Annotated in this window: 26 protein-coding genes; 19 read left to right on the top strand and 7 right to left on the bottom strand. The window is 40.4% G+C overall.

Annotated features, from left to right (window positions below; all coding sequences use genetic code 11):
* From neuC to IEZ33_RS15705, 9 genes are read left to right on the top strand one after another with little or no spacing between them, the layout of a single operon-like run.
* On the top strand, positions 1 to 1,161 hold the full coding sequence (gene neuC / locus IEZ33_RS15745) for a UDP-N-acetylglucosamine 2-epimerase (protein WP_191600968.1): 1,161 nt from the start codon (positions 1 to 3) through the stop codon (positions 1,159 to 1,161).
* A gap of 22 nt (positions 1,162 to 1,183) precedes the next feature.
* Positions 1,184 to 2,206, top strand: coding sequence for an N-acetylneuraminate synthase (gene neuB, locus IEZ33_RS15740; RefSeq protein WP_191600967.1), 1,023 nt, complete (start codon positions 1,184 to 1,186; stop codon positions 2,204 to 2,206).
* A complete protein-coding gene (locus IEZ33_RS15735) occupies positions 2,203 to 3,213 on the top strand; it encodes a hypothetical protein (RefSeq protein ID WP_191600966.1) in 1,011 nt (336 codons plus the stop codon). The genes neuB and IEZ33_RS15735 overlap by 4 nt, the downstream gene beginning before the upstream one ends.
* A gap of 52 nt (positions 3,214 to 3,265) precedes the next feature.
* Entirely contained in the window at positions 3,266 to 3,931 is a 666-nt protein-coding gene (locus IEZ33_RS15730; protein ID WP_206696863.1) for a class I SAM-dependent methyltransferase, read from the top strand.
* Positions 3,932 to 3,982: 51 nt separating this feature from the next.
* The gene (locus IEZ33_RS15725; RefSeq protein ID WP_191600965.1) at positions 3,983 to 5,035 is read left to right on the top strand and encodes a nucleotidyltransferase family protein; all 1,053 of its coding nucleotides are present in this window, start codon (positions 3,983 to 3,985) and stop codon (positions 5,033 to 5,035) included.
* The gene (locus tag IEZ33_RS15720; RefSeq protein ID WP_191600964.1) at positions 5,035 to 6,009 is read left to right on the top strand and encodes a Gfo/Idh/MocA family protein; all 975 of its coding nucleotides are present in this window, start codon (positions 5,035 to 5,037) and stop codon (positions 6,007 to 6,009) included. Before IEZ33_RS15725 ends, IEZ33_RS15720 begins: the two co-directional genes overlap by 1 nt.
* On the top strand, positions 6,002 to 6,727 hold the full coding sequence (locus IEZ33_RS15715; RefSeq protein ID WP_191600963.1) for an acylneuraminate cytidylyltransferase family protein: 726 nt from the start codon (positions 6,002 to 6,004) through the stop codon (positions 6,725 to 6,727). The genes IEZ33_RS15720 and IEZ33_RS15715 overlap by 8 nt, the downstream gene beginning before the upstream one ends.
* A complete protein-coding gene (locus tag IEZ33_RS15710; protein ID WP_191600962.1) occupies positions 6,711 to 7,520 on the top strand; it encodes an SDR family oxidoreductase in 810 nt (269 codons plus the stop codon). The genes IEZ33_RS15715 and IEZ33_RS15710 overlap by 17 nt, the downstream gene beginning before the upstream one ends.
* Positions 7,521 to 7,536: 16 nt before the next feature.
* On the top strand, positions 7,537 to 8,847 hold the full coding sequence (locus IEZ33_RS15705; RefSeq protein WP_191600961.1) for an NAD(P)-binding protein: 1,311 nt from the start codon (positions 7,537 to 7,539) through the stop codon (positions 8,845 to 8,847).
* Between the two features lie 48 nt (positions 8,848 to 8,895).
* Here IEZ33_RS15705 and IEZ33_RS15700 read toward each other — a convergent pair whose 3' ends face one another.
* Positions 8,896 to 9,450, bottom strand: a complete 555-nt coding sequence (locus IEZ33_RS15700) for a DNA-3-methyladenine glycosylase I (RefSeq protein ID WP_191600960.1) — start codon at positions 9,448 to 9,450, stop codon at positions 8,896 to 8,898.
* A 130-nt stretch (positions 9,451 to 9,580) separates the two neighbouring features.
* Here IEZ33_RS15700 and IEZ33_RS15695 point away from each other — a divergent pair, with 130 nt between their 5' ends.
* The 6 genes from IEZ33_RS15695 (at position 9,581) to nrtS (ending at position 14,513) form a co-directional block, all read left to right on the top strand.
* Positions 9,581 to 10,414, top strand: coding sequence for an energy-coupling factor ABC transporter permease (locus IEZ33_RS15695; protein ID WP_191600959.1), 834 nt, complete (start codon positions 9,581 to 9,583; stop codon positions 10,412 to 10,414).
* Positions 10,414 to 11,061, top strand: a complete 648-nt coding sequence (locus IEZ33_RS15690) for an NUDIX domain-containing protein (protein WP_191600958.1) — start codon at positions 10,414 to 10,416, stop codon at positions 11,059 to 11,061. The genes IEZ33_RS15695 and IEZ33_RS15690 overlap by 1 nt, the downstream gene beginning before the upstream one ends.
* A gap of 52 nt (positions 11,062 to 11,113) precedes the next feature.
* Positions 11,114 to 11,569: a DUF1249 domain-containing protein gene (locus IEZ33_RS15685; protein WP_191600957.1), complete on the top strand. Its 456-nt coding sequence runs from the start codon at positions 11,114 to 11,116 to the stop codon at positions 11,567 to 11,569.
* A 21-nt stretch (positions 11,570 to 11,590) separates the two neighbouring features.
* The gene (locus IEZ33_RS15680; protein WP_191600956.1) at positions 11,591 to 12,163 is read left to right on the top strand and encodes a YqiA/YcfP family alpha/beta fold hydrolase; all 573 of its coding nucleotides are present in this window, start codon (positions 11,591 to 11,593) and stop codon (positions 12,161 to 12,163) included.
* Between the two features lie 70 nt (positions 12,164 to 12,233).
* On the top strand, positions 12,234 to 14,132 hold the full coding sequence (gene parE / locus IEZ33_RS15675; protein ID WP_191600955.1) for a DNA topoisomerase IV subunit B: 1,899 nt from the start codon (positions 12,234 to 12,236) through the stop codon (positions 14,130 to 14,132).
* A gap of 156 nt (positions 14,133 to 14,288) precedes the next feature.
* On the top strand, positions 14,289 to 14,513 hold the full coding sequence (nrtS, locus tag IEZ33_RS15670) for a nitrate/nitrite transporter NrtS (RefSeq protein WP_191600954.1): 225 nt from the start codon (positions 14,289 to 14,291) through the stop codon (positions 14,511 to 14,513).
* Between the two features lie 90 nt (positions 14,514 to 14,603).
* Here the strand turns inward: nrtS and IEZ33_RS15665 are convergent, their stop codons facing one another.
* The 3 genes from IEZ33_RS15665 to IEZ33_RS15655 are packed head-to-tail and all read right to left on the bottom strand — an operon-like array spanning position 14,604 to position 18,328.
* Positions 14,604 to 15,464, bottom strand: coding sequence for a PA4780 family RIO1-like protein kinase (locus tag IEZ33_RS15665; RefSeq protein ID WP_191600953.1), 861 nt, complete (start codon positions 15,462 to 15,464; stop codon positions 14,604 to 14,606).
* 40 nt (positions 15,465 to 15,504) lie between these two features.
* A complete protein-coding gene (locus IEZ33_RS15660; protein ID WP_191600952.1) occupies positions 15,505 to 16,134 on the bottom strand; it encodes a rhomboid family intramembrane serine protease in 630 nt (209 codons plus the stop codon).
* Between the two features lie 13 nt (positions 16,135 to 16,147).
* On the bottom strand, positions 16,148 to 18,328 hold the full coding sequence (locus tag IEZ33_RS15655) for a reprolysin-like metallopeptidase (RefSeq protein WP_191600951.1): 2,181 nt from the start codon (positions 18,326 to 18,328) through the stop codon (positions 16,148 to 16,150).
* Positions 18,329 to 18,422: 94 nt separating this feature from the next.
* Here IEZ33_RS15655 and IEZ33_RS15650 point away from each other — a divergent pair, with 94 nt between their 5' ends.
* Positions 18,423 to 19,040: a UPF0149 family protein gene (locus tag IEZ33_RS15650; RefSeq protein ID WP_191600950.1), complete on the top strand. Its 618-nt coding sequence runs from the start codon at positions 18,423 to 18,425 to the stop codon at positions 19,038 to 19,040.
* 58 nt (positions 19,041 to 19,098) lie between these two features.
* On the opposite strand, the gene luxS is transcribed toward IEZ33_RS15650, so the two are convergent.
* Both luxS and yjeH read right to left on the bottom strand, forming a co-directional pair.
* The gene (luxS, locus tag IEZ33_RS15645) at positions 19,099 to 19,611 is read right to left on the bottom strand and encodes an S-ribosylhomocysteine lyase (protein WP_191600949.1); all 513 of its coding nucleotides are present in this window, start codon (positions 19,609 to 19,611) and stop codon (positions 19,099 to 19,101) included.
* Positions 19,612 to 19,673: 62 nt separating this feature from the next.
* A complete protein-coding gene (yjeH, locus tag IEZ33_RS15640) occupies positions 19,674 to 20,948 on the bottom strand; it encodes an L-methionine/branched-chain amino acid transporter (RefSeq protein ID WP_191600948.1) in 1,275 nt (424 codons plus the stop codon).
* Positions 20,949 to 21,089: 141 nt separating this feature from the next.
* Between yjeH and IEZ33_RS15635 the strand changes: the two genes are divergently transcribed.
* Together IEZ33_RS15635 and IEZ33_RS15630 are read left to right on the top strand one after the other, a co-directional pair.
* Positions 21,090 to 21,518 (top strand): Lrp/AsnC family transcriptional regulator, encoded by a 429-nt coding sequence (locus IEZ33_RS15635; protein ID WP_191600947.1) that lies wholly within the window; start codon positions 21,090 to 21,092, stop codon positions 21,516 to 21,518.
* Between the two features lie 39 nt (positions 21,519 to 21,557).
* Complete coding sequence (locus tag IEZ33_RS15630; RefSeq protein WP_191600946.1) at positions 21,558 to 22,019, top strand: Lrp/AsnC family transcriptional regulator; 462 nt, start codon at positions 21,558 to 21,560, stop codon at positions 22,017 to 22,019.
* Between the two features lie 49 nt (positions 22,020 to 22,068).
* Here the strand turns inward: IEZ33_RS15630 and IEZ33_RS15625 are convergent, their stop codons facing one another.
* Positions 22,069 to 22,956, bottom strand: coding sequence for a DMT family transporter (locus tag IEZ33_RS15625; RefSeq protein ID WP_191600945.1), 888 nt, complete (start codon positions 22,954 to 22,956; stop codon positions 22,069 to 22,071).
* A 465-nt stretch (positions 22,957 to 23,421) separates the two neighbouring features.
* On the opposite strand from IEZ33_RS15625, the gene IEZ33_RS15620 reads away from it, so the two are divergent.
* Entirely contained in the window at positions 23,422 to 25,173 is a 1,752-nt protein-coding gene (locus IEZ33_RS15620; protein ID WP_191600944.1) for a chloride channel protein, read from the top strand.
* Positions 25,174 to 25,175: the final 2 nt, after the last annotated feature.

The following is a 25,175-nucleotide window of genomic DNA, read 5'->3' as shown; positions in this document are numbered from 1 at the left end:
ATGAAAAAAATAGGCATTGTTACCACAAATAGATCTGAATTTGGTTTGCTATATTGGTTGATTCATCAGCTAATGATCGATAAGTCATTTGAGGTGCAATTGATCGTTGCTGGTTCCCATTTATGTGAGAATCAGGGGTATACACTGACTGAGATTGAACAGTCCGGCTTTCCTGTTAGCGCTATGCTGCCTTATTTAACCGATGAGAATGCCGCTGACCCTGCCGATCAATTATCAAAATTCAGCAAACTATTGTCTGTATCTTTACCCTCTTTGTCTCCAGATTTATTGATCGTATTAGGCGATCGTTATGAACTCTTGAGTGTGGCCAGTACCGCGTTAATGCTAGATATTCCCATTGCTCATTTAAGTGGTGGTGAGTTGACTGAAGGTGCGCTTGATGACGCAGTGAGGCACGCTGTTACCAAGTTAAGCTATTGGCATTTTGTTGCCAATGAGTCATTTCGCACAAGAGTGATACAAATGGGAGAATCCCCAGACAGAGTATTTAATGTTGGAGAGTTAGGTCTGGAGCACTCAAGAAGAACTGAAATTATTGACTATGACGTGTTAACTCAAAAAATGTGGGCAGAGAATAGTAAACCTTTTTTATTGGTTACTTATCACCCAGAAACTTGGTCAAAAAAAGATGTTTTAGCTCAACAGAAAGCGGTGCTTACCGCTCTTGAATCTGTCTTGGATACCCATAATTTACTGATTACGTACCCAAATTGCGATAAAGACTACCAGGCGTTAATCGATCATTTAAAGTCATTTCAAAAACAGCATATTGGTCGTGTGTTTTTATCGGCTAGTCTTGGTTTTCAGCGGTATATTTCTGCGTTAACTTATGCCGATTTAGTGGTCGGTAATTCGTCTAGCGGTCTGTATGAAGCGCCAGCGTATCAGTGCTTAACGATTAATGTTGGTGATCGACAAAAAGGCAGAATGCAAGGTGCTACCGTATTCGATGTGCCTTGTGTGACGACTGACATCATCGCTAAGATTGCTGAGGTATTAACGCTACCAAAAGACAATATTAATTGGCATAACCCCTATGGAGATGGTTTTGTCGTAGATAAAATCATGTCTATTTTGAAGAACGACTCAATTTTTCCTGACTCCTGCCGAAAAACTTTTTATAACTTACCCACTTTATAATTACTCGATTTAAGGGACAAAAATGAGCGTTCTTATCATTGCTGAAGCCGGTGTTAACCACAATGGTTCATTGGACATGGCTAAACGTCTTGTCGATGCCGCATCAGAAGCTGGCGCCGATGTCGTTAAGTTTCAAACATTTGTTCCAGAGCTTACTGTGACAAAAAACACTCAACAAGCCGATTATCAAGTTGATAACATTGGTAAAGAAAGTTCGCAGCTTGATATGTTGTCAAACCTTACGCTGTCGTTTAAGGAACATCAGGCGCTTGCATCCTATTGCCAAGAAAAAAAAATAGGTTATTTATCAACGGCTTTTGATTTACCTAGTTTAGATGAAGTCTTAAAGCTTGGGGTAAATTGTCTAAAAATCCCTTCTGGTGAAATTACCCACTTTCAATTATTAAAAGCGGTCGCTGCAACAGGACTCCCTATTATTTTGTCAACAGGTATGTCTACTGAAGAAGACATAGCGTTAGCCCTCTCAACGATTCACCAGTATCAACCCGTTATAGAAAAAGTCACTTTATTGCACTGCAATACTGAATACCCAACACCGATGTGTGACGTTAACTTGAATGTGCTTCACTCTTTTTCTGAGCGCTTTGATGTGAATATAGGTTATTCTGATCATACTCAGGGGATTGAGGTGCCTATTGCCGCTGTGGCATTAGGTGCTCAAGTGATCGAAAAACATTTTACGATAAGCCGCGACATGGAAGGTCCTGATCATAAAGCGTCATTGGAACCTCAAGAATTAACGGCTATGGTTTCGGCCATCAGAAATATTGAGGCGGCACTTGGCTCTAGCGTTAAACAGGTAACTAATAGCGAAGCCAAAAACCTTCATATTGCACGTAAGTATCTTGTCGTTTGTGAAAATATAAGGGCAGGAGACGTGCTTTCATCCAAAAATATTATGGCGAAGAGAATCGGTCAAGCCGGTATTTCTCCAATGCAATGGCCCAATATTGAAGGTCAAACGGCTTCTAGAGATAGGACTAAAGATGATATTTTGACGGAAGATGACTGGATGCCTTTATGAGAGAATTGACTTTAAGTGAGGCTCTACTTATTTACCGTCAGTTACCCTTAGATCTACAGAGTCCCTATCATCATCCCGAGTTTGTCCTGTTAGATGCACGATATAAGTCGAATGCAAAAGCGGTTTTTTTTGGTGGAAAAACACAGGACGGAATTTTTTTCTGTCCACTGCATTTTATAACCTCGCCGGAATTGAACATTATTGATGCAGAAAGCGCTCGAGGTTATGGAGGGCCCATTGTGTTTTCGGCCGATGATTCGTTTAAAATATTGAGCTTTGAGCGCTTTTTCAATTGGCTAAAATCAAACGATACCCTAGTTGAATTTGAACGTTTAAGTCCTCTTATTGGGAATGAAAAAAGCTTTGTAGGTGAGCGGATTTTTAATCGCTTAACCAGTGCGGTTGATCTTGGTGATTATTCAATAAAAAAACACGGGTCAAAATCGGTTCGCTATATAAAAAAAGCCATGAAAGCAGGGTGTTCTGTGACCTTGTCTTTATCCCCAAGTGTGGAGCAGATTGCTTCTTTTATTGAAGTTTACAACAATCGAATGTCTGAGTTAGAAGCGTCTGAGCAATACTTATACCCAGATGAGTATTTTTTTGAACTGTTTAATACGAGTCAAAAAGTCATGCTGGCTCTTGTGCATGAGGGGGACGTTATTATTGCTGCGAGTAGTTTTTTGTTGGCCGGGCGATTAGCCGAGTACCATCTTTCTGCCGCGACAACGTTGGGTCGGCAATTAGGCGCGACAAACTTATTACTGCACTCTGTTTCAGAAACGCTTTCTGAAGAGTCTAATTATGACTTTCTCCATCTAGGCGGCGGCAGAACAACAGATATTGATGACCCTTTATTGCAATTTAAGCAAACGATTGGAAAAGTATCATTAGACTTTTATATTGGTAGCAATGTATTAGACCGTGATCGCTATAAATTTTTGAAGGCGTCGCAGAATAATAGTGCTGTATTTTTTCCTAATCGCGTTATTTTTTACCGTAACTAATGAATATGATGGTCAATGACTTAGAATTAAAGGTGCGTTAGGAGTGATGTCAATGTCATGGGATACCAATTGGGACACAATTTTTAAAGAAAGGCCTTGGGGGAAATACCCAGGAGAGGATTTGATTCGTTTCGTTGCTCGTAATTTCTATCAGTCTCCAGACCGATCGGCGATTAAAATTCTTGAAGTAGGGAGTGGTACTGGCGCAAACCTTTGGTTTATCGCTCGTGAAGGGTTTCAAGCTTATGGTGTTGAAGGTTCTCTAACAGGCGTTGAATTAACTCAGCAGAGATTGAATCAAGAGGTCGACGGTTGGCAAGGAAATGTCTCTCAAGGAGACATCACTTCGTTGTTTTATGATGATGACTTCTTTGATGCTGTAATTGATATAGAAGCATGTAGTTGTAATAGTTTTGAACACTCAAAACGTATTTATGCGGAAATGGCGCGGGTGCTTAAGCCGAAAGGGCTTTTCTACAGCAGAGCTTTTTCCACTGGCGGTGAAGGTGATGGGACGGGAAAGAAAATAGGTTATAACTTTTACCAAGCGGCAACAGGTCCGATGGGAGGGCTTGGTAATATTCGTTATACCAGTGAAGAAGATATCCAAGATTTATTACCGAGTTCTTTGTCTTTAATTGAATTAGATCAAATTGTGCTCAGAGGCAATAGAACAGATAACCCGGTGCTTGAATGGTTAATAACCGCGCAGAAGTAGCTGTGTATAAGCGCTTTATTATGTTAATAATATTATGACTGGAGCAAAACAATGGAAGAATATCAACGTGTTATTTTGTCTCCTTCAGACAGTATTTTAGATGCCATAAAGGTCATTAATGAGAACGTTCCAAAGTTAGCTTTAGTGTGTGATCAAGATCGATCTTTGCTGGGCGTGATAACGGATGGCGACATTCGTAGAGCCTTATTATCTCACGTAGATCTGAATGGACCCGTTTCTTATGTTATGTGTAAAACCCCGATTTTTGCAGGAATTGGAACCTCGACACAAGATATGTTGGCATTGATGAGGCGTGAAAAGATTCAAGCACTGCCTATCTTGGATCTAAGCCGCCGAGTGGTTGGTATTGAAACTTTTATGCACGCTACTGCACCAGTAGCATCGCATGAATCGGCCGTATTTTTAATGGCTGGTGGTTTTGGGACTCGGTTACGCCCGTTAACTCAGAATTGCCCAAAGCCCTTACTAAAGGTTGGCCCACGTCCATTACTTGAGAGTATTTTACTGAGTTTTATTGAGTGCGGTTTTAAGACGTTTTATATATCCGTTCACTATTTGTCCGCCCAAGTAAAAGAACATTTTTTAGATGGTTCGGCTTGGGGTGTCAATATTACTTACATTGAAGAAGAATCTCCTTTGGGTACGGCTGGAGCAATGAGTCTGCTTGAAAATAAAATCGAGGCACCCTTAATTGTGATGAATGGTGACCTTCTCACCAAAGTCGATTTTAGTGCTTTGCTTGCTTTTCACGAAAGTAATGCATCAAAAGCGACGATGTGTGTTCGAGAATACAGTATGCAGGTGCCATATGGCGTTATTGAATCAAAAGGAAGCCAAATTACCGGCATAACTGAAAAGCCTGTTGAACATTATTTTGTTAATGCTGGAATCTACGTTTTATCTCCAGAGGTTGTGAATGATTTGGAGCCGAATGAGCCTCTTGATATGCCAGACCTGTTAAATGAGCTTATTGAAGAAAAACGAAAGGTGAGTCTGTTTCCGATCCATGAATATTGGTTAGACATTGGTCGATTAGGCGATTTTGAGCAGGCACAGACAGATATCCTTGAGCACTTTTCTTAATGAAATTTTTAATTGTGGGTTTTGGGAGTATTGGTCAGCAGCATTTACTTGCGATCAAGACGTTATACCCGACAGCAGAGGTCGCCTTACTGAGAAGAGAGGTGTCGCACAAGATTACTGGAGTCTGTTGTCAGTTTGTTCATGTTAAAAAGGCAGCGGAATGGCGTCCAAACTATGTCATTATTGCGAGTCCAGCGAGTGTCCATATTGAACAGTATGAATATTTTATGGCCTTAGAATCTGTCCAGTCCATTTTAATAGAAAAGCCCATAAGTGACGCTGTAACATCATTGCTCCCCACTCACTTTCAAGTGGGTAATAAAACGGTCTTTGTTGGCTACGATATGAGGTTTACACCGCTTTTTTTACAGCTTGAGCGTCTTGTCAATAAGGCTCAATTAGGCGCGATTATTGGGGTGTCAATTCGAGTTGGTCAGGCTTTACCTAGTTGGCGTAATTCTGAGGATTTCCGGCAAGATGTGAGCGCTATAAAATCATTAGGTGGTGGGGTTTTGAGAGAATTAAGCCATGAGATAGACTATGCTTTAGCCTTGTTTGGCAAACCTTCAAGCGTACTCGCCAAAACGGTCTCTGGTAAGTGGCTTTCTCTGCCGGTAGAAGACAAAGCATACGTTCATTGGGATATGGCGTTAGGTGACTCGGCTTACGGTCTTAGTATGATGATGGATATGGTTTCAGAGACGCCTTTTCGTACCTTATGTATTGAATATGAAGAAGGGCGTATTAACGCTGATTGGCTTGAGAATAGCATTACCATAGAAGCACACGGTGCAAAAGTGGAAAAGCAATTAATGACACCCTCATCGGCCTTACAAGCCGAAATTCTCTATTTAACTCAGTCAACGAGTGCGTCTCGTTGGAATGCATGTGATTTACATCAGGCCAAAGAGGTTTTATATCAGATTGAAAAGATAGAAGCATCAGCAAAAGAGGGAAAACGCTTATATGACTAGCCCAATAGAACCTAAAGTGTTTGCATTTGTTTTTGCTCGTGGGGGCTCTAAAGGCGTGCCTGATAAAAACATCCGTGAATTAGCGGGTAAGCCCTTAATTGGATGGTCTATCACTCTCGCCCAAGGTTTACCCAGTATTCAATCCATCTGGGTATCCACAGATTCAACAAAAATTGCCACTGTAGCAAAGCATCATGGCGCCAATGTTATTGTCCGTCCTGATGTTCTGGCGAGCGATACCGCTTCCGAATGGGACGCGTGGAAACATGCCGTACGTTATTTAATAGAACAAGAGGTGGCGTCTAAAGAAGATGTGTTTCTGTCACTACCTGCGACATCTCCTCTTAGAACCAAAGACGATATTCAGCGTGCATTAAAGCAATTTTCAGAAAATAACAGTGATATTTTAGTCACCGGCATGCAATCTAATCGCTCGCCTTATTTTAATATGCTTAAGCAAGAAAAGGAGGGGGAGTTTGGTGTGGTTTTGCCGTCATCCGCTGTTCGCCGACAGGACGTTCCTGTAACTTATGATATGACGACAGTCTGTTATATTTGTCATTTTGATTATATTTTGAATCGGCAAGGTGTTTTAGACGGTAAAGTTGATTTATTGGAAGTAGATCATATTAGTGCAATCGATATTGATACAGAGTTTGATTTTAAATTAGCGCAGCTATTATTTGAGGAATACCGAAATCATGAGATCTGTGATTAACTTATTTGACCTGACCAAACGGAATGTACTGATTACCGGTGGTGCTGGGCACATTGGCTTTAGGCTTGCTCAAGCTTTGATAGAACTTGGTGCAAATGTTTTTTTACTTGATCGGAATCAATCTACTTTAGACGACGCCGTTGAAAAATTATTACAAAACGCGTCAGGCAGTCAGCGTGTAAGTGGTTACGAAGTGGATTTGTCCAAACCAAACAGCATTGATCGTTTTTTACTTCAAATGAATGAAGAGCTTCAGGTGTTAGATGTGTTGATCCAATGTGCTGCCTTTGTTGGCACAGATAAACTAGAGGGCTGGGGAGTACCTTTTAAACAACAATCTGTTGAAACCTGGAGACAATGTGTCGATGTAAATATGACCGCCCCTTTTCAGATAGTAAAAGGGCTTATGCCGTTATTAGAAGAGAGTTCTCAACCAAGTATTATCCATTTTAGTTCGATTTACGGGCAAGTTGGTCCAAACCTTGATCTATATGAAGGAACTGAATTGGGAAACCCTGCGGCTTATGCGGCTAGTAAAGCAGGATTGGCGCAATTAACTCGATGGTTGGCTACCGCTACTCCCAGTCATTTTAGAGTGAATACGGTGACTCCAGGGGGAATAGAAAGAGGGCAACCGCAAGACTTTATGGCAAGGTATAACAAGAAAGTGCCTATGGGGCGTATGGGAAGGGAAGAGGATTTGGTTGGCGTTGTTTGTCTTTTAGCAAGCGATGCAGGGGCCTATATCAATGGTCAAGATATTGCCGTTGATGGTGGTTGGACGGCTTGGTAACTAATGGATAAATAAAATGAAAAAAGTAGACTACTTAATTGTCGGCGGAGGCATTGTTGGTATTGCGGCCGCCAGGCTTCTTGAAGAAAGAGGTTCTAGCTATATTTTGGTTGAATCAGAATCTAGATTAGGTGGCCTATTAAAAACTGAAAACTATGGTGGGTATGACTTTGACTACGGAACGCATCTGATTACTGAAACCGGCGTTGAACACATTGATAATTTAATTATAGGCGCTCTAGATAAAGAACATTGGAACCAGTATGAATATTTAAAAGCTGGCTGCTACTATCATAAATTAGATCAAAAAAGCCCGGTTATCAATGTGGATACGGCTCTATCAGAAAGAGATAAGTACCAAGGTTTTTTTGAATTAGTAAATACGATATCTCATGATAAAGTACCATCAACCCTTTTTGATCAGCACCGTCTTCTTTTTGGCGATATTCTTTCTAAAAAAATAACCTTACCGGTTTTAGAACATCTATACAAAACACCTTCTTTAGAGCTGGCGCCTAATGCTGGGGCTTTATTTGGTGTGAGTCGATTGAAATTTTTTGACAATGACGTTTCGCAAAAAATAAAAAGAATTAGTGAATTAGACCAACGAATTGCGTTTGAATCATCCAAGTACAATTTAACTGGAATAAAAAGTTTTTACCCTAAAGTGGGTGGAATAGAAAAAGTCATAACATCCTTGGAAAAGGGGTTAAGTGAACAGTCTGTTTATAAAGACACTCAGGTTTTAAGTGTTGTTGATCAAGGAGATGAATTTAGTGTTGATTTAGGTAGGGAAGAGAAGGTTGTTGCTAGAAAAATAATATGGACTCTACCTGCCATATATTTAATTAATATGCTTGATGAGAAGTATAAAAGTGCTTATAGACCAAAATTCTTAAGAACGAAATTATTTCATTTAGTGCTCGATAAGAAACCGCTTACTAAATTGCACTACTTTTATAGTTATAATGTAGATGATGATATTTTTAGAACCACTTTTTATTCTAATATGTCAGGCAATGATGAGTATAAAGTCACATGTGAAGTCCTGTTTTCAGATGAAACAAAGGAAGAGGTAACGCATGTGCTTCAGCATTTAATCAAATCGGGAGCCTTTCCTGAGGATACGTCTATTTTGTACTCAAAAATAGTTGATCTAGGATTGTCATTTCCAATATTGACGAATGAGTTTCAATTAAACTTAGCAAAACATCGACAACACTTAGAAAAAAATAGTCGTATTTTGCTAGGTGGAAAAGCGAGGGGCGATCTTTTTTTTACAAATGATTTATTAATTAATCTCTTTAACGGTTTGGAACGCTTTTAAAAAATAAAAAAATCCTACCTTTTGCCTGAGTATAAGTGTGTCTAAAGGTTATTTTGCTACGCAGCTTTCCAAATGGTCATTCATCATTCCTGTGGCTTGCATATACGCATAGCAAATCGTTGGGCCGAAAAATTTAAACCCTCTTTTTTTCATGTCTTTTGAGATTTTTTCAGCTAAATCGGTAACAGCGGGGACATCTGCTAGGGTCTGATAGCTATTTATAATGGGATGGCCTTGAGAGTATTGCCAATAATAGCGGCTGAAGCTGCCAAACTCCTCCGCGATTTTTAAAAATGCGTGCGCATTGGTAATGGTTGCTTTGATTTTTAGTTTGTTTCTGACAATACTCGTGTCTTGCATCAATCTTTCGATATCACCTTCTGTCATTTGACTGACTTTGACGGCATCAAAATTATGGAACGCCTTGGCATAACCGGCTCTTTTTTTCAAAATCGTGATCCAGCTAAGGCCTGCTTGAGCACTTTCTAGTACAATAAACTCAAATAGAGTACGGTCATCGTATACGGCTTTGCCCCACTCATTATCATGGTAAGCGATGTATTCAGGTGAACCAAGACACCAACCACAGCGTTGAACTGACATATAAGAACCTTTTTTAATGCATGATTAAACTAAATACGGCGTTTTAGCGTAATTAGTAAACGTTTGATATTAGCAAAAAATGGATGGCTTATGACTATTCTTTTTATCCTTTTAACTTGATGGGTTTATTATGAATCTGACTGGTAATTTTTTTCCATTAGGTCTGCTTTGGTTTACCGATTTGCTGATGATACTCGTGGCGGTTTTAGTCTGGCGCAATAAACCATGGAAAGTATTAGTTGGAGACACAGGTTTACAGCATCGTTTTTTAGCGGCTTGCCTTGCTTTAACCTTGATTTGGTTAATTAATATTGATTTAAGTTTGGGGGTCGCGATCCATTTTTTAGGCATGACAACCATTACCTTAATGTTTGGTTGGTCGCTTGCCTTGATGGCGGCTTTTGTGGCGCAACTTGGATTTGTGTTATTCGGTGTCGATCAGCTTGATAGTATCGCATTAAATTTTTTATTAAGTGGTGCATTACCTGTCTTGGTTACGTGGCGTTGGCATCGTTTTATTGAGAGTTTCCATTCAAACAATCCTTTTATTTTTATTATGGGTACTGGTTTTGTCGGCTGCTTACTTGGTTGCTTGGCGGTAAGTGGCGTGGGTGTTGGCTTGTTGCTTTTGGGGGGACAGTTTGAGTTTGGTCGAGAAACCTGGGAGTACGTCGCTTTTCTTCCTTTATTTATTATTCCTGAGGCGGTGATTAATGGCATGTTTATATCAGGGTTTAGCATTTTGCATCCGCAATGGGTCGTGACTTTCGACGATGAACGTTTCTTTAAAGCGCCGCCACCGAATGAAATGATTTTAGACGAAGAATCGCTGCCTGACTCAATGGATCTAGATAAACATGAAACGCAATCAAACTCTGAAGAGGATGTTGACCCTGATGCGGCTTATAGGCCGCCAGCCTCATGGAAAAAATCAGATGCGCATAAACAAGATAAGGATAAGTAATGGTTAAGTTAAAAGAAGATAAGGTTATTGACTTTACACCAAAGTACGATCATTCAGATGTTGAAATTATCCAAGAAGAAGCCTTGTATAATGGTTTTTTTAAAATGAAAAAAGTCACCTTAAAACACCGTCTTTTCAATGGTGGGTGGAGTGGTCACATTGAGCGTGAAATGATGGTTCGAGGGGATGCCGTTTGCGTTTTATTATATGACCCCATTAAAGATAAGGTGCTCTTAATTGAGCAGTTCAGAGCCTGTGCTGTAAAGCATGTCTCGCCTTGGTTGTTAGAATTGGTGGCGGGAATGGTTGAAGAAGGCGAATCGAATGATGAGGTGGCTCGTCGGGAGTCATTTGAAGAAGCCGGTGTGCAAGTAAACCGACTAGAGTGGATGATGAACTTTGTTCCATCACCTGGAGGGCTGGTTGAATACCTGAAAATGTATGTTGGTGAATTTGATTCTAGCCTAGTTGATTTAGAAAAATCGTATGGCCTACAAGGGGAAAATGAGGACATACGTTTGCACTTATTTTCTGCAGACGACGCCATTGGGCTCTTAAAAACCAATATTGACAACGCTAGCACGATTATGGGTTTGCAGTGGTTAGCCCTGAATAAAGAAGATCTACGGGCAAGGTGGCTGGCTTAGCGTTATACTAGAACGTAGACAGTAATGAACAAGTGAGATAAAGAGAGGATTAATGCGGCAAAGTTATGTGCCTGATTTAAGTAATTTACAGCTGCTTGGCGAATTAAATTATCGTCGAGTCGGTAAGCTTATGCGTACTCAAGAAGAGGAAGCCGAGTGGCTTTTTGAAGTTCACTCTGCTGGCGGTCAAGAAAGCCGCTTAAGCCTTGCTTTAGTCAGTGAGAGTCAATATACCAGCGAACTAAAGTTAGAGTTTGGTCATCTTGGTGAAACCGCATTATTGTTTGATTCTAAAGTAAGTATGACGGTGCGACTGTATCATGATGTGGGCTTAGCCGAAATTACGGATGGTCATCGTCAATATCAGGGAAGCTATCCTTATCCTAACGATGCTATGCTGCATAAAGATGAAAAATTTAGGCTTAATCAGCAGTTGGCTGATTTGTTAGCGCTTTGTCTTAAACATGGCCATAGGCGTATTAATTCATTTGACTTTCAATACGCCTAGTCATCAGCTTATGGACGTTACATGCCTTATTTAATGTACTTACACGGTTTTAATAGTTCAGAGCACTCCTTTAAATCACGTTGTATTTATGATCGACTCCATAGTTTGGGATTGTCTGAGTCTTATTTAATGCCAAGACTGTCATGGGAGCCAGACCAAGCCATTGCCCAATCGAGTCGGTTAATCGAGTCACACTTATCAGAGGGGATTACATTAATCGGCAGTTCATTAGGAGGGTTTTATGCAGGCTATCTTGCTGAAAAATATTCGATTAATGCGATCTTGGTTAACCCTGCTATAGCGGCACATGAATTATTGGTTGATTATTTAGGTAAGCAAGTCAATCCTTACACTCAAGAAGAATATCAACTGACAGCGGAGCATATTGCTCAATTGCAAAAAATGGATGCTCCTGCTACCTGTGAAGAACGGTATTGGTTAATGTTACAAGAAGGTGATGAGGTATTAGACTATCGTAAAGCGCTTCAAAAGTACCCTGATGTACGTTTAACATTAGAACCTTTAGGGAATCATAGTTTTGTGAATTTTGAACGTCACATCAATACTCTATTGACCTTCTCAAATTTACTATAGAGCCTTATTTTGGAATGCTACACTGATTTCATTTCATTTATTATCAAATTGATTTTTTAAGAAGAGAACCATGTCGGCTAAAAATTATAATGCGGATTCCATTGAAGTTTTGAGCGGTTTAGAACCGGTTCAAAAACGCCCTGGAATGTACACTGATACAACACGTCCTAACCATTTAGCACAGGAAGTGATTGATAACTCTGTTGATGAAGCACTTGCTGGGCATGCAGACCGTATAGAAATAACTTTGCTAAAAGACGGAATGTTAAGTGTTGAGGATAACGGGCGTGGTATGCCTGTTGATATACACGCAGAAGAAGGGATTTCTGGCGTTGAGCTTATTCTGACCAAGCTGCACGCTGGCGGTAAATTTTCCGGAGATAATTATCAGTTTTCCGGTGGTTTGCATGGTGTTGGGGTATCTGTCGTTAACGCACTTTCAACTCAACTAGACGTATGGGTAAAGCGTGATGGAAAATTGCACCATATTGCTTTTGCTGACGGGTTTAAGACCTCCGATTTAGCTGAAGTAGGCACAGTAGGAAAGAAAAATACGGGTACTAAAGTCCAGTTCAAAGCCGATCCAAAATACTTTGATTCAAGTAAATACTCTATTAGCCGTCTGAAGCACCTGTTAAAGGCGAAGGCCGTACTCTGTCCTGGTCTACATGTTGTTTTTGTCGATCAAACTGGCAGTACCAAAGAAACAGAAGAGTGGTTTTTTCAAGATGGTTTAAAAGACTATTTAGCTCAGGCGAATGCCGGTTTTGTCTTGTTGCCTGATGAGCCTTTTATTGGTGGAGTAACGGAAAAAACACAGGGTGTTGATTGGGCGGTTCAATGGCTACCGGAGGGTGGTGAACTGGTTACTGAAAGCTACGTTAACCTTATTCCAACAGCCCAAGGCGGTACCCATGTTAATGGTTTACGTACAGGGCTCTTAGAGGCCATTCGAGAGTTTTGTGACTTCCGTAGCCTGTTGCCACGTGGTGTTAAGTTAACAGCCGAAGACGTTTGGGACCGATGCAGTTACGTTTTATCGGCAAAGCTACAAGAGCCGCAGTTCTCAGGTCAGACCAAAGAAAGACTTTCTTCCAGGCAAATTGTTGCCTTTATTTCGGCCACCGTAAAAGATGCATTCAGTTTGTGGTTAAACAAGCATGTGGATGATGGGCAAAAAATTGCTGAAATTGTGATCAACAGTGCACAAAAACGCATGCGTGCCAGTAAAAAAGTCGTTCGTAAAAAGATTACTCAAGGTCCCGCTTTGCCAGGTAAGTTGGCCGACTGTGTTGGTCAAGATTCGTCTAGAGGCGAATTATTTCTAGTCGAGGGTGATTCCGCTGGTGGTTCGGCAAAGCAGGCACGCGATAGAGAGTTTCAAGCCATTATGCCCTTGCGTGGGAAGATTCTAAACTCATGGGAAGTGGACTCTTCTGAAGTATTAGCGTCTCAAGAAATACATGATATTTCTGTTGCTTTAGGGATTGACCCTGGTGTTGATGATTTGTCTTCTTTGCGTTATGGCAAAGTGTGTATCTTGGCCGATGCGGATTCGGATGGTTTGCATATTGCCACATTGTTGTGTGCGTTATTTGTCAGACACTTTCCTTATTTGGTCAAAGCGGGCCATGTGTTTGTCGCGATGCCGCCTTTATATCGTATCGATGTAGCCAAAGAAGTGTACTACGCGTTGGATGAAGAAGAGAAAGACATCACGCTACATAAAATTGCCATGGAACATAAACGCTCAACGCCAAACGTGCAGCGATTTAAGGGGTTGGGCGAGATGAACCCATCTCAGCTGAGAGAAACGACAATGGCGCCGGATACGCGTCGCCTTATTCAACTCACTATGGAAGATTTACCAGATACCAATGAACTTCTTGATAAATTGCTGTCTAAAAAACGTGCAAGTGACCGAAAATTTTGGTTAGAGACATATGGAAACTTAGCCATTGTCGATTAATTCGTTATTTATTTTTTTGCAGGTGATGGATTCTATTGAAGAATAAGCTGTTATTTTAGTGTTATGGTGTTTGAAAGATAATGTGTTTTTCAAATCTGTGGATACACACAAATAGTATGTTCTATTTTTTATGCGCTTATTGTCTTGAGGGGTTGGATGACATTTTTAAAGGTAGTGATGTTAAAGCAAAACCTTTTAGCGGCATTGAAAGTATCTTTGTTTGTTGGGACAGTACTGAACCTAATTAATCAAGGGCCGGCTATTTGGGATGGGGCTTCTATTTCTTGGATGCATCTTTTTATGAATTACTTAGTGCCTTTTTGCGTTTCGAGCTACAGTGCCGCAAAAAATCAAATGGCATTAAAGGGCGGTAAAATATAGATAGAAGAGAAAAGAAGATAAGTGGGTTCCCATATGAAGCGTATTTTTCGCTATGGCTTCATATGGGAGAACGACAATTGCTTTTATGACTTAATCATCGTCTTCATTTGCGCTTCTGATACGCTCTAATCGAGATTCTTCCTCTGCGATCGCCGCTTGAATTTCAGCTAGAACATCGTCAACATTGGCGTTGGTTTCATCTTCAACAAACAAGCCTGTTAGTTCTGAATCCGCAGTTAAATCGCCTGATTGATATAACGCCCAAATTTCCTTAGCGTATTTAGTTTGCTTTAGTTCAGGTGCAAACTGAGCATAATAATCCGTTATTTTATCGACATCTCTGGTAAGCATCCATTGAGCGTTATTGTTACCAGAAGCATCAACGACTTGCGGAAGGTCAATGATCACAGGACCGTACTCATCGACTAAAACATTAAATTCAGATAAATCACCATGAATGAGTCCAACGCTGAGCATTTTTACAATGTAGTGCATCATGACATGATGATCTTCAATCGCTTGCTCGGCATCCATACTGACATCGTCTAGCCTTGGAGCCACATGGCCTTGTTCGTCAGTAATCAGTTCCATTATGAGAACACCATCAATGCAGCCAAAGGTTTCAGGGACTCGTACCCCAGCCTCTAACAGCTTTTTCAATGCATCAACTTCAGTATTGTGCCAGGCCGCTTCTTGCTGAGATCGACCGTATTTTGAACCTTTCTCCATCGCTCTTGAACGACGACTGTTTTTTACTTTTCTCCCTTCTTGATATTGCACAGCATTTTTAAAACTACGTTGAGCGGCGTCTTTATATACCTTAGCGCAACGAATTTCATCGCCGCAACGCACAACATAAACAGTGGCTTCTTTGCCACTCATAAGGCGACTAATAACTTCGTCTATTAGTCCATCTTCCACTAGTGGTTGTATTCGATTTGGTACTTTCATGGGGTCCTTATACCTTACATCTAAGACAATACTATATTGCTTATATGCGTTTCGTGAAACACTGTTTTACAGTGTGATAACCAGCTAATACCAGTCCACTTGTTGTGGCCGCTGTATGTACGTCAGTGGCCACTGTTAATCCTATCAATGTACTTGAATTGTACACCGCAAACCAAGGTTGAATTTGTAAAAAAATGGCCAATAATATGAATCCATTTGTTACCTTGTCTACGGCTAAACAGCGTACCGCACAATAGCTATATAAACCATACAAGATACTCGAAAAACCAAGATAAAATTCGTATGAATACGCAAAAAAGATATAAAAATTAGACATTAAGAGGATAAATATTAACGCCGTAACGATGGATTTAACATTAAGAGCTTGATGCTCTTTAGTTGAGTTTGTTTCGCTTGGGTTTGAGCCAACTTCATTTTTGAAGAGAAGGTGGAACAACAGTAATCCAAATGCATTTACGATGAGGTGCGGCCATGACCAGTGTGTAAAGTGAGCTGTTATTAACCGCCAAACTTGTTCCGGTTTGGAGAGATTTAGAATCAGTACGCTTTTCCATTCATTAGAATAAGGCGCACACAGAATAAACAAAAAAATTAGCCCGATAATAAGCAATAAAAAATGCGTATTATTTGGGCTAATGTATTTTTTCATGTACTGATGTTTCTCATCTGACATTAATTGATTCGCTGAGACGTTTGTTTTGTTTCTGTTTGTTGAGTATTTTTAATCGAAAAATAAGCCCCAAGCCTACAAGAAATAGAATGGATGCACTGCCGGACTTAGTGTTGGAAAAATTAAAGGGATCTTTTTCTTCGCCTGTGCTGGCTTTATTTAAGTTGATGTTGGCTTGTGACATAGCGAAGAAGCGCTGGTCGTTGCATTGAATGATAAGGCGGGCATTTTTATGTGACTCATCCGAAGAGATAAGAATGGTTGTTTGTCCATCGTTGGGAGTATTTTTTTCTAAAAATACATCACTAAAACGTTCGCCATTACTCGAAGACAGTAATAGATCGACATTGGTACACATAACAGGTGTTAAGTCTGTATTAGCGACATCCCATGTTACCATATAGGTTTCGCCAAGCTTCCATTCGACATCCGTACTTGGTTGGGTGATTCTAAACGGTCCCGATTGCCCATCGACGATAACATCAACATCATCGTAAGATGTACCAAATGCTGCATTTGCGGGATCGGCAGTGGTTTGTCTGGCGGTTATTCTAAACGTTAGCGTACGTGATGTTGTCGGATAAGATTCACCAATCGTGAGGGTATTGTTAGCAATGCTGGTCAGTTTAGGCAAATAGCGAACGGAAGAGCTTGATGGTGGAAATGAGCGAAAGAGAGGCCCATCGCCTGAGGTAGATTGGGGTAATCCTGAGTCTAAATTTAACTGTTCCCAAGTATACGAGAGTAAGTCATTGTCGCTGTCGTTGGCCGTCCCTCTTAACATAAATGGTGTGTTTGCAGGAATCACAAAGTCAAGGCCCGCATCAACAAAGGCATGAGCGTTATTTGATGTGGTTACTGTCCCACATTGACCATTACCAGACGTAATGTAGTTGGTGATTTGTTCAATGGAATGCGCATGAAAATAGTTGTCTGAGGCATTTTGTAGATTATCTATACCGCAGCTTCCCGCGTAGCTCATAATAGTTGAACCACTTCCGGGCTCATAAGCAGAATGTAGACTAAGTTGGTCAATGCAGTCCGTTCCTGTGCTACTGAAGGTATGCTCTGCATTAAATTGATGGCCTATTTCGTGGGCGACAAAAGAAAAGAATTCACTGTCGTATGTAGGTGTATCAATTCCTGTAAAACCTTGGGCTTTGGTTTCTTGTTGGCATGCTGAGCCTAACTTTGCTCGTCCGGCAATACCTGCCTCAGCTTGAGTAGATAGTAAGTGCCCAATATCGTAGGATTGGCTGCCTACCGTATTATCAATAAAGGTTTGGTTTACGCTGAGGTCTAAAAATGAGTTCCCATGAAAGGGGTCGTTACTTGCTTGAGTGATAATTAACTCATCTTGTCTGCCAATAAGCTCTAGCTTAATGCTTAAATCATTTTGAAAAACGTCATTAAGCCTATTGACTAAAGTATGAATCTCTTCCAATGCGACGGTTTTCGGATCGGAGAAGTAGTTACTGGCTTGAGAGCTATGAAACTCCGTATAGGGATAGCTAGCTGTTATCGCGAGCCGAAATGTTCTCAATGAGTCAGAAGAACTTCCCTTTAATTGAGGGGTAGGTTTATTGGTTTGCTGTGATTTAAGAATTTCATCGATAAAGTTTTTTCTAATATGGCCAATATCATCGGAAAAATAGCTGCTGTATCGAGTGCTATTTTCAGCGATTGGGTCAATAAAAATACGTTTACCGTTATGGTTAAACATGCCTCTAAAGCCTTGGTTGGCAATATCAAAGCGGCCTGTATTGTTAGGGTTGTTGATATCGACACCTTTGAAGGCTTGCATGCTAGGGTATTTTTCGAGTAATTCTTTGGCTGCAATGGAAGACAGTGTGAATCGGTAGGTAGCAAATGTACCATTGGGAAGCGGTAATTCAATGTCCTTAAACTCACCACGGTTTGCGTCTTGTAGCGATAGCAAACGGCTTTTTAAACCGTTCAAATCTACGGTTAGCGCGGAATTTTCAGTTGTTTCTAAAGGGATGGGCGTTGGGCTAATTACCGTTTCTTGTTCTGGATTATCTGGTGTTTGCCGTATTTTGGGTTGACTTTGAAGTGAATTATTTAACTTTTCGCTTGTTTCGACTGTCCAGAAATTTTCAGCGTATGCGATACTAGATAGAGCGAAGGTAAACAATGCGATCCATGTTTTCATTGAAGGTAACCTTAATAATGCGTGTTATAATGTCAATTGTTTCTGTAGGGTAAAGGACTTTTGTTGTTCTTGAAAGTATTTGAGTGGGTATTATATGAAAGATAGGCCAGTTTCAGAGAATGAGTTAGATGGAGCTGATTTATATGATCGATTGGATTTCTATTTATCTAATTATGGTTCTGATCGGTCCATTACATGCGTTTCTGAATTAGACGGCTTTTTTACATCATTGGCATGTGGGCAGACTACGCTTTTGCCTGAAGAATGGTTACCTGCTATTTGGGGGACTTCTGAAGATCAGCCTAATTGGGAGTCAATAGAGCAGAAAGATGAATACCTTCATTTGGTTTTTATTCTTTATGTTGAAACGATGGATACGATTGTCAGTGGGCAATGCCAACCTGTTTTTATGGAATACGACAGTGGAGACAGTGCGGAAGTGTTGGTAGAGGAATGGTGCGTTGGTTTTATGAGAGGCGCATTATTAACCGGTGCCAACTACCAAAGTGATAAAGCTTTCATCGATGAGGTATTCGCTCCAATGCGTTTATTTGGTACAGAGAAAGGCTGGAAAAAATTAGAAACAATGAATAAAGAAGAGATTGAGTTTTGGAAAGGCAATATTCAGCCTTGTGTTATTCGGTTAGCTCAAAGCTGTCACCCAGAAATACAATTTTCCAATGAGCTTGATGAGAACCCAGTGATTCATTAAGTTGCAAACGAAGCGACCTGATGTTGATTAATCTTAGGTCGCTTTGTTAAAGCCTGTATTAACTGTGTTGCGCAATAAACTCTTCGCTCAAGTACAGTTCTTCATTACTGTTAACCTGTACATCTCTCTGTAAGATGTTTTTCGCAATGTCTTTGGCTTCGTCTAAAGAGTGCATCTCATAAGTACCGCATTGGTATTCGTTTAACTCTGGAATGTCTTCTTTAGCAACAACATTCAGCACATCTTCCATTGCGGCTTTCCAAGAACTGGCTACTTTTTCTTCAGATGGTGTACCAATGAGGCTCATGTAAAAGCCGGTACGGCACCCCATTGGTGAAATGTCGATGATTTCGACTTGGTCGCCATTTAGGTGGTCACGCATAAATCCAGCAAATAAATGTTCCAAAGTATGAATGCCTCTTTCAGAAAGAATTTCTTCGTTTGGGACACAAAAGCGCAAGTCGAACACCGTAATCTGATCTCCACTTGGTGTGGACATTGATTTGGCAACACGGACCGCTGGGGCGTGCATGCGTGTATGGTCTACTCGAAAACTGTCTAGCAATGGCATAAAAGAGCTCCTTTAAAAGTAAATACGGATTGTTACCAAAATTCTCTGTTGGCTATTGTACTCTAAAGTTTGGCATTAATAGAGGTTGAGGTTAATTTAGTTGCTTGAAAATGTTCCCAAAAATAAGCAAGGGTCACTGCGGCGGCGGCAAATAGCATCCCTAAACCAATTTGGAAAGCGATCACTAAACAAGAGATAAGGGATAAATACGATAGGATTTTTAATTTACCTTTAAACAATTTTAATGACGCTATAGTCGCTAATGAGTAGATAACTAAAAACGTGCCGTTTGTCATTTCAATCATCCAGTATAGTTCAAAATTGAGTAATTCTGTTGTCAAGGTCGAGAATAAACAAATAATACAGACGAGTACCACGCTTCTACCTGGGGAACCGTATTTATTTAGTTTCTTAAAGTAGCTGGGCATGGCGTTTTTGTTCGATAACGCGTGTACCATCCTGCCGAATCCCAATATATAAATAGCTGTGTTAGCAAAAGAAATTAAAAAAGCCCCCGCTGAGAACCATTTACTGGCCGTTAGCCCCATGAGCTTTTCGACTAATATTGCTATGGATTGGCTGTCTTTCATCTCAGAGCCATAGGTATGATGCCAACTGATTAGCAGAACCAGAGTTAAGTAGGTTAATACAACCAGTGTGATGCCGCCTAACATCGCAATGGGGAAATCTCTAGCTGGATTTTTAAATTCGGCTCCCATGTGTGCCATAACTTCTATTCCAAGAAAACACCAGAAAACAACACTTACCGCTGAGAGGGCTTGTTGCCATTCTGGAATAGAAAGAGGGGTGTGGATGGTTTCAGTGGACGAGATAATATCCCCTTGAGATGCCAGCAAAAGTACGGCCATAATCATAACGATTGCAATCAAGGTTTGAATTTTTGCTGAAGTTTGAATGCCGACTATGCCAAATAGTAATAACCCAATAATGGTGAGTATACTAAGGCTTAATACCCATTCGCCCGATACGTTGAGCACAATAGCTAAATAATAAGCGCATACTTTTATGGCAACGCCTGGACCAACTAATAATATGCTTAAAAAAAGCCAACCAACGGCTTTTTCTGCTGTTTCTCCAAAGGCTTGACCAATATAATGTGACGCACCGCCGGAAGATGGGAATCGAGATCCCAATAAAGCAAAGACAATGGCGATGGGGACGATAATAAGCACCGTGATTAGCCAACTGTAAAAGGCAAAGTCGCCGGCTTCGGTAACTGACATGGCAGGTAATACCATTAACCCTGTTCCGACAAAGGTGGTCACTGTCATGGCAATACCTTGCCATGGTCCTAGTGTTTTGATGAATTCAGTCATGGTGATTAGGCTCTTGTTTCTAGGTCAATCTAATGTAATAAAGATAAGGTTTTTAGTGGCAGATAGCGCGTATCAATGTGACGGAATTCTCCGTGATATTGACTTTTAAAAAGTGATTTTGCAGGGAAATAGTGTACTCAAATGAAATTGGATAGTTTTGATCAAAAAATAGTCGCATTATTGGTTGATGATGCTCGTTTGTCTGTTTCGGATATAGGTCGATCAATTAATTTATCAAGGTCTGCGGTTGCTGAACGACTTAAACGACTTGAAGAGAGTGGCACCATTACAGGTTATCATGCCAAAGTGGCTGATAACTCTCAGAGTAAAGTGAGCGCTTATTTTGCGATGACATTTTCTCCTTTATCATGTGATTTACTGTTGGCGCCTTTAACAGCGATTCCTGAAGTTAAGTTAGCGCACTCAATTAGTGGTGACGTCGATTTAATGGTGTTTGTTGAAGCTGAATCTATGAGTCGTTTAAATGCGATTAGAGAGAGTTTCGATCATTTGCCTAACATCCAAAAAGTAATGACACATACTGTGCTGATTCCTAGAATTGAGCGATGACACATTGTCTTTTCAACATAGCGCTATACAGGAAAATAGATGGATAAAATTAATCTTAGTTTATTGAAAGCATTGTCTGAAAATGCGCGTATTTCCTATGCTGAGCTGGGAAAAAGAGTGCATTTATCCGCTCCAGCTGTAGCGGAAAGAATAAAGAAGTTAGAAGAAAAAGGCGTTATTACAGGTTATAAGCCTCAGTTGAATTTAGAGAAAATTGGTATTCCAATTACGGCATTAATAGAATGTGAAGTCTATAGAACAAAAGAAAGAGAATTTAAGTCTCTAATTATGTCAATTGATGAGGTCATTGAATGCTATAACGTGACCGGGCCGCATGCATTTGTGTTGAAGGTTGCTGTGACTTCTATGTCGACTTTAGATCAATTATTAGAGCGTCTAATTGATTTAAGTGACACTAACACTAAAATGATTTTGTCTATGCCAGTTAATGAAAATATCCCTAATAATATTGAAAAATTAGCGGATATGTCAGACGGCTAGGATAGGCGATAACGTTACCCTAGCCATTCTTGGTTATCCCGCTCTTGTTTTAAGTGGGTGTTACTTGCACGGCATCGAGACGGTTACTCTTTTTTTGTGGCCATTGGCTTATTATCATACCAAGCAATATAAACATACACCCAACGTAGGCTTTCGAGCTCAGTACTTCTCCCATAAACAGCCACCCACCTATCACGGCAAAAACCGACTCGGTTGATAAAATCAATGCACTGATACTCGCTGGCACTTTCTTTTGGCCAATAATTTGTAATGTATAGGCAATACTTGAAGAAGCAACGCCTGCATAAAGTAACGGTAGCCAAGCCGCTTTAAAGTCTTCTACAGTATGGCTCTCTAAGGTTGTCGCCGCGATTAACGATAAGATAGCCGTAATAATACACTGGATAATGGATAGAGGTATGGCGGGTAAGTGACGAGAGTAGTAACCAATTACCAACACATGAGTAGCCCAAAACATAGCGCCAATAAATTCTAATGCATCGCCGTAATTGATTTTGAATCCAGGCTCGATGGTAAGAATATAAAAACCAATGATCGCCACGGCAATGCCAACCCAGGCTTTCATGGTGGTTTTTTGTGAAAGTAGTAATCCAAAAATTGGCACAAGCACTATGTATAAGCTAGTAATAAAACCGGCATTACCTGCTGTCGTGTATTGGAGCCCAATTTGTTGAAGGCTAGACCCTATAAATAGAATAACACCTGCTATGGAGCCAACAATGATGAGCTTTTTGATTGAGTAATTCAGTTTGCTTGGGAAAAGAAACAGCAAGGGAATTAATGCGCAAGAAGCCATTGTAAAGCGTGCCGCATTAAAACTGTAAGGCCCTAAGCTTTCCATTCCCGCACTTTGAGCCACAAAGGCAAAGCCCCATATAATAGCGGTACACCAGAGCATAACATGTGAAATTGACATTGTTTTGAGTCCTAAAGTTAACGATAATATTTAATTAATTGTATGTAACGATTACCGAATGAAGAAGGGATAATCGCTGTAAAAAAGGAAGAATTTCTTATGAAAACAGGGTTCTATGGTTTCTTAACTTTCGAAAAAAAAGTGTTCTAGAATTTGCGCTTTTTATCCGTTTTCGTGCCGCTTTGTCTTTTTTTGTGGGAGGGAACGATACCTAACGGCTTGGCCTGTTTGAATGCACTTACTTGTACCTGAAAATTTGTGCCAGATTCGTTACGACTCTTTGAAATGGATTAACCTTCCTGCAGAATCGTGTCTTATTTGACGATTTCTCTGAAAGACTGAGGCTTAGTACACTTATTCGCACCTTTCTTAAGAATAGTAAAAGACGCATTCCTATTTAGAGATATTTGCGGAATGGCTAATTTACTGTTTGAATAGTGCTCGAAACCTTATCATTTTGAAAGTATGGAGCGTTTTCTGAGACGAGTTAATGTAAAAGATTTTTTCTTATCTTCATTGGTTTCTGACAACACATTGTTGTCCCTTTCTTTAATGGGAGGGATTTTGGGTGGGATAAGTGCTTTGGTAATGGGCGGCTTATACTGGATTATTCATTTGCCCGCGACTCTTTTTATGAGTGGTAATATTGAAGGGTTTGAGTCGCTTTCATCGATTGAGCGTTTTCTTTTTCCTTTGTTCGCTTCTTTTTTTCTTGTCTTGGTCACTTTTTTTCTTTCACCTAGTTCCCAAAAAGTTGGGGTGGTTTTTGTTATTGAAAGGCTAAATAACCATCAAGGAAATCTGCCATTTGTGAATTCAGTGGTGCAGTTTATAACGGCCGCCATCTGTCTAATCGGAGGTTTGTCTATCGGTAAAGAAGGGCCAGCTGTTCATATTGGGGCGACATTCGGCAGCGTTTTAGCGCGTAAAGTGAAGCTGCCTGTTGTGAGTGTTGAAGCGTTAATTGCGTGTGGCATTGCGGGCGCTATCTCAGCCTTGTTTCAAACCCCTTTAGCCGGGGTTTTATTCGCTCTTGAAGTGGTGCTTTTAGAATATCGACTCAGTTATGTTTTGCCTGTTTTGATCTCATCCGTTGCGGCTACTTTAGTAAGTAAGTGGTTACTAGGTGATATGTTGATATTTAGTTTTAACAGTATTGATTTGCCTAGTTTTACCTTTGACCTCTATCTCGCTTGTGCTTTATTGGCACTTTTTGTCGTTACTTTATCCTTTGCTTTTTATCGGATCCAAAGAATTTTTTGGCTGTTTTCTCATTGGCACTTCTCCGTTCGTTTTGTGATTGTTGGTTTGATTACGGCTACCTTGGGGATGTTATACCCTGAAATATTAGGAACAGGGTTTGACTCTTTGTCTCTCCTATTGGATGGGGGAACACTATTAACGCCTTTGTTTATTGTACTACTGCTTAAACTGCTTCTGACGGGGCTGTCTATTGGACTGGGTGTTCCAGGAGGAATGATAGGCCCAACATTTTTTATTGGTGGTTTAGCGGGTGTTCAAGTAGCGTTATTATTTGATACTGGAATGCCCCCTCATATGGCCATTCCTCTCTTTGCTTTAATTGGGATGTCTGCCATGATGGCGGCTTCTTTTCAGGCACCATTAACGGCGCTTATTGCCATACTGGAAATGACTCATAGACCAGAAGTTATGTTACCCGCCATGATGGTTATTGCTGTGTCTTGCTTAGTGATTCGTATTTTATTTAAGCAGCAGTCTTTGTTTGTTGAGCGTTTACATTACATGGGGCTAGAGTCACAACTTAGTTCTTCTACACGCTTCCTTCGGCAGCACTCCATAGATAAAGTGTCTACCCCCGTAATGCTTATTGAACCCTATTCTAACATTGAACAAATACAAGATCTTCGATCAACTATGGTAGACTATGTAGCCGTAAAGACTGACAAGGGTAAATTCAAAATTGTCCGTCGGAATCAATTGCTAAACGCATTTGAAACATTAGAATTAGGTCCTCAACCTTGGATCATGCAAAAAGACGATGTTATTTTGCTTGATTTAAAGAGGATGACTGAATTTCAGAGTGTTCAAGTTATTGAAATTCCAGATTCTTTAGAAACCATGTTGAAGTGGTTTGACCGAAATAAAATTGAACAGGCTTTGATTCAATTACCAACGACACATCAATTAGAGTTGGTGGAGAAATCAAAACTGTATCATTCACTGTTAGAGAGATAGCC

The sequence above is a fragment of the Marinomonas algicola genome (assembly GCF_014805825.1).
Classification (GTDB): domain Bacteria; phylum Pseudomonadota; class Gammaproteobacteria; order Pseudomonadales; family Marinomonadaceae; genus Marinomonas; species Marinomonas algicola.
This window is presented reverse-complemented; position numbering and strand designations above follow the sequence as displayed.

Coding starts and splice junctions, on each gene's coding strand:
- IEZ33_RS15710 (WP_191600962.1), top strand. CDS start 6,711: ATGAGATCTGTGATTAACTTATTTGACCTGACCAAACGGAATGTACTG.
- IEZ33_RS15650 (WP_191600950.1), top strand. CDS start 18,423: ATGAAAGATAGGCCAGTTTCAGAGAATGAGTTAGATGGAGCTGATTTA.
- neuB (WP_191600967.1), top strand. CDS start 1,184: ATGAGCGTTCTTATCATTGCTGAAGCCGGTGTTAACCACAATGGTTCA.
- IEZ33_RS15705 (WP_191600961.1), top strand. CDS start 7,537: ATGAAAAAAGTAGACTACTTAATTGTCGGCGGAGGCATTGTTGGTATT.
- IEZ33_RS15620 (WP_191600944.1), top strand. CDS start 23,422: ATGGAGCGTTTTCTGAGACGAGTTAATGTAAAAGATTTTTTCTTATCT.
- IEZ33_RS15660 (WP_191600952.1), bottom strand. CDS start 16,134: ATGAAAAAATACATTAGCCCAAATAATACGCATTTTTTATTGCTTATT.
- yjeH (WP_191600948.1), bottom strand. CDS start 20,948: ATGACTGAATTCATCAAAACACTAGGACCATGGCAAGGTATTGCCATG.
- IEZ33_RS15630 (WP_191600946.1), top strand. CDS start 21,558: ATGGATAAAATTAATCTTAGTTTATTGAAAGCATTGTCTGAAAATGCG.
- nrtS (WP_191600954.1), top strand. CDS start 14,289: ATGACATTTTTAAAGGTAGTGATGTTAAAGCAAAACCTTTTAGCGGCA.
- IEZ33_RS15635 (WP_191600947.1), top strand. CDS start 21,090: ATGAAATTGGATAGTTTTGATCAAAAAATAGTCGCATTATTGGTTGAT.
- IEZ33_RS15665 (WP_191600953.1), bottom strand. CDS start 15,464: ATGAAAGTACCAAATCGAATACAACCACTAGTGGAAGATGGACTAATA.
- IEZ33_RS15720 (WP_191600964.1), top strand. CDS start 5,035: ATGAAATTTTTAATTGTGGGTTTTGGGAGTATTGGTCAGCAGCATTTA.
- parE (WP_191600955.1), top strand. CDS start 12,234: ATGTCGGCTAAAAATTATAATGCGGATTCCATTGAAGTTTTGAGCGGT.
- IEZ33_RS15725 (WP_191600965.1), top strand. CDS start 3,983: ATGGAAGAATATCAACGTGTTATTTTGTCTCCTTCAGACAGTATTTTA.
- IEZ33_RS15735 (WP_191600966.1), top strand. CDS start 2,203: ATGAGAGAATTGACTTTAAGTGAGGCTCTACTTATTTACCGTCAGTTA.
- IEZ33_RS15625 (WP_191600945.1), bottom strand. CDS start 22,956: ATGTCAATTTCACATGTTATGCTCTGGTGTACCGCTATTATATGGGGC.
- IEZ33_RS15655 (WP_191600951.1), bottom strand. CDS start 18,328: ATGAAAACATGGATCGCATTGTTTACCTTCGCTCTATCTAGTATCGCA.
- IEZ33_RS15680 (WP_191600956.1), top strand. CDS start 11,591: ATGCCTTATTTAATGTACTTACACGGTTTTAATAGTTCAGAGCACTCC.
- IEZ33_RS15730 (WP_206696863.1), top strand. CDS start 3,266: ATGTCATGGGATACCAATTGGGACACAATTTTTAAAGAAAGGCCTTGG.
- IEZ33_RS15690 (WP_191600958.1), top strand. CDS start 10,414: ATGGTTAAGTTAAAAGAAGATAAGGTTATTGACTTTACACCAAAGTAC.
- IEZ33_RS15700 (WP_191600960.1), bottom strand. CDS start 9,450: ATGTCAGTTCAACGCTGTGGTTGGTGTCTTGGTTCACCTGAATACATC.
- neuC (WP_191600968.1), top strand. CDS start 1: ATGAAAAAAATAGGCATTGTTACCACAAATAGATCTGAATTTGGTTTG.
- IEZ33_RS15685 (WP_191600957.1), top strand. CDS start 11,114: ATGCGGCAAAGTTATGTGCCTGATTTAAGTAATTTACAGCTGCTTGGC.
- IEZ33_RS15715 (WP_191600963.1), top strand. CDS start 6,002: ATGACTAGCCCAATAGAACCTAAAGTGTTTGCATTTGTTTTTGCTCGT.
- IEZ33_RS15695 (WP_191600959.1), top strand. CDS start 9,581: ATGAATCTGACTGGTAATTTTTTTCCATTAGGTCTGCTTTGGTTTACC.
- luxS (WP_191600949.1), bottom strand. CDS start 19,611: ATGCCATTGCTAGACAGTTTTCGAGTAGACCATACACGCATGCACGCC.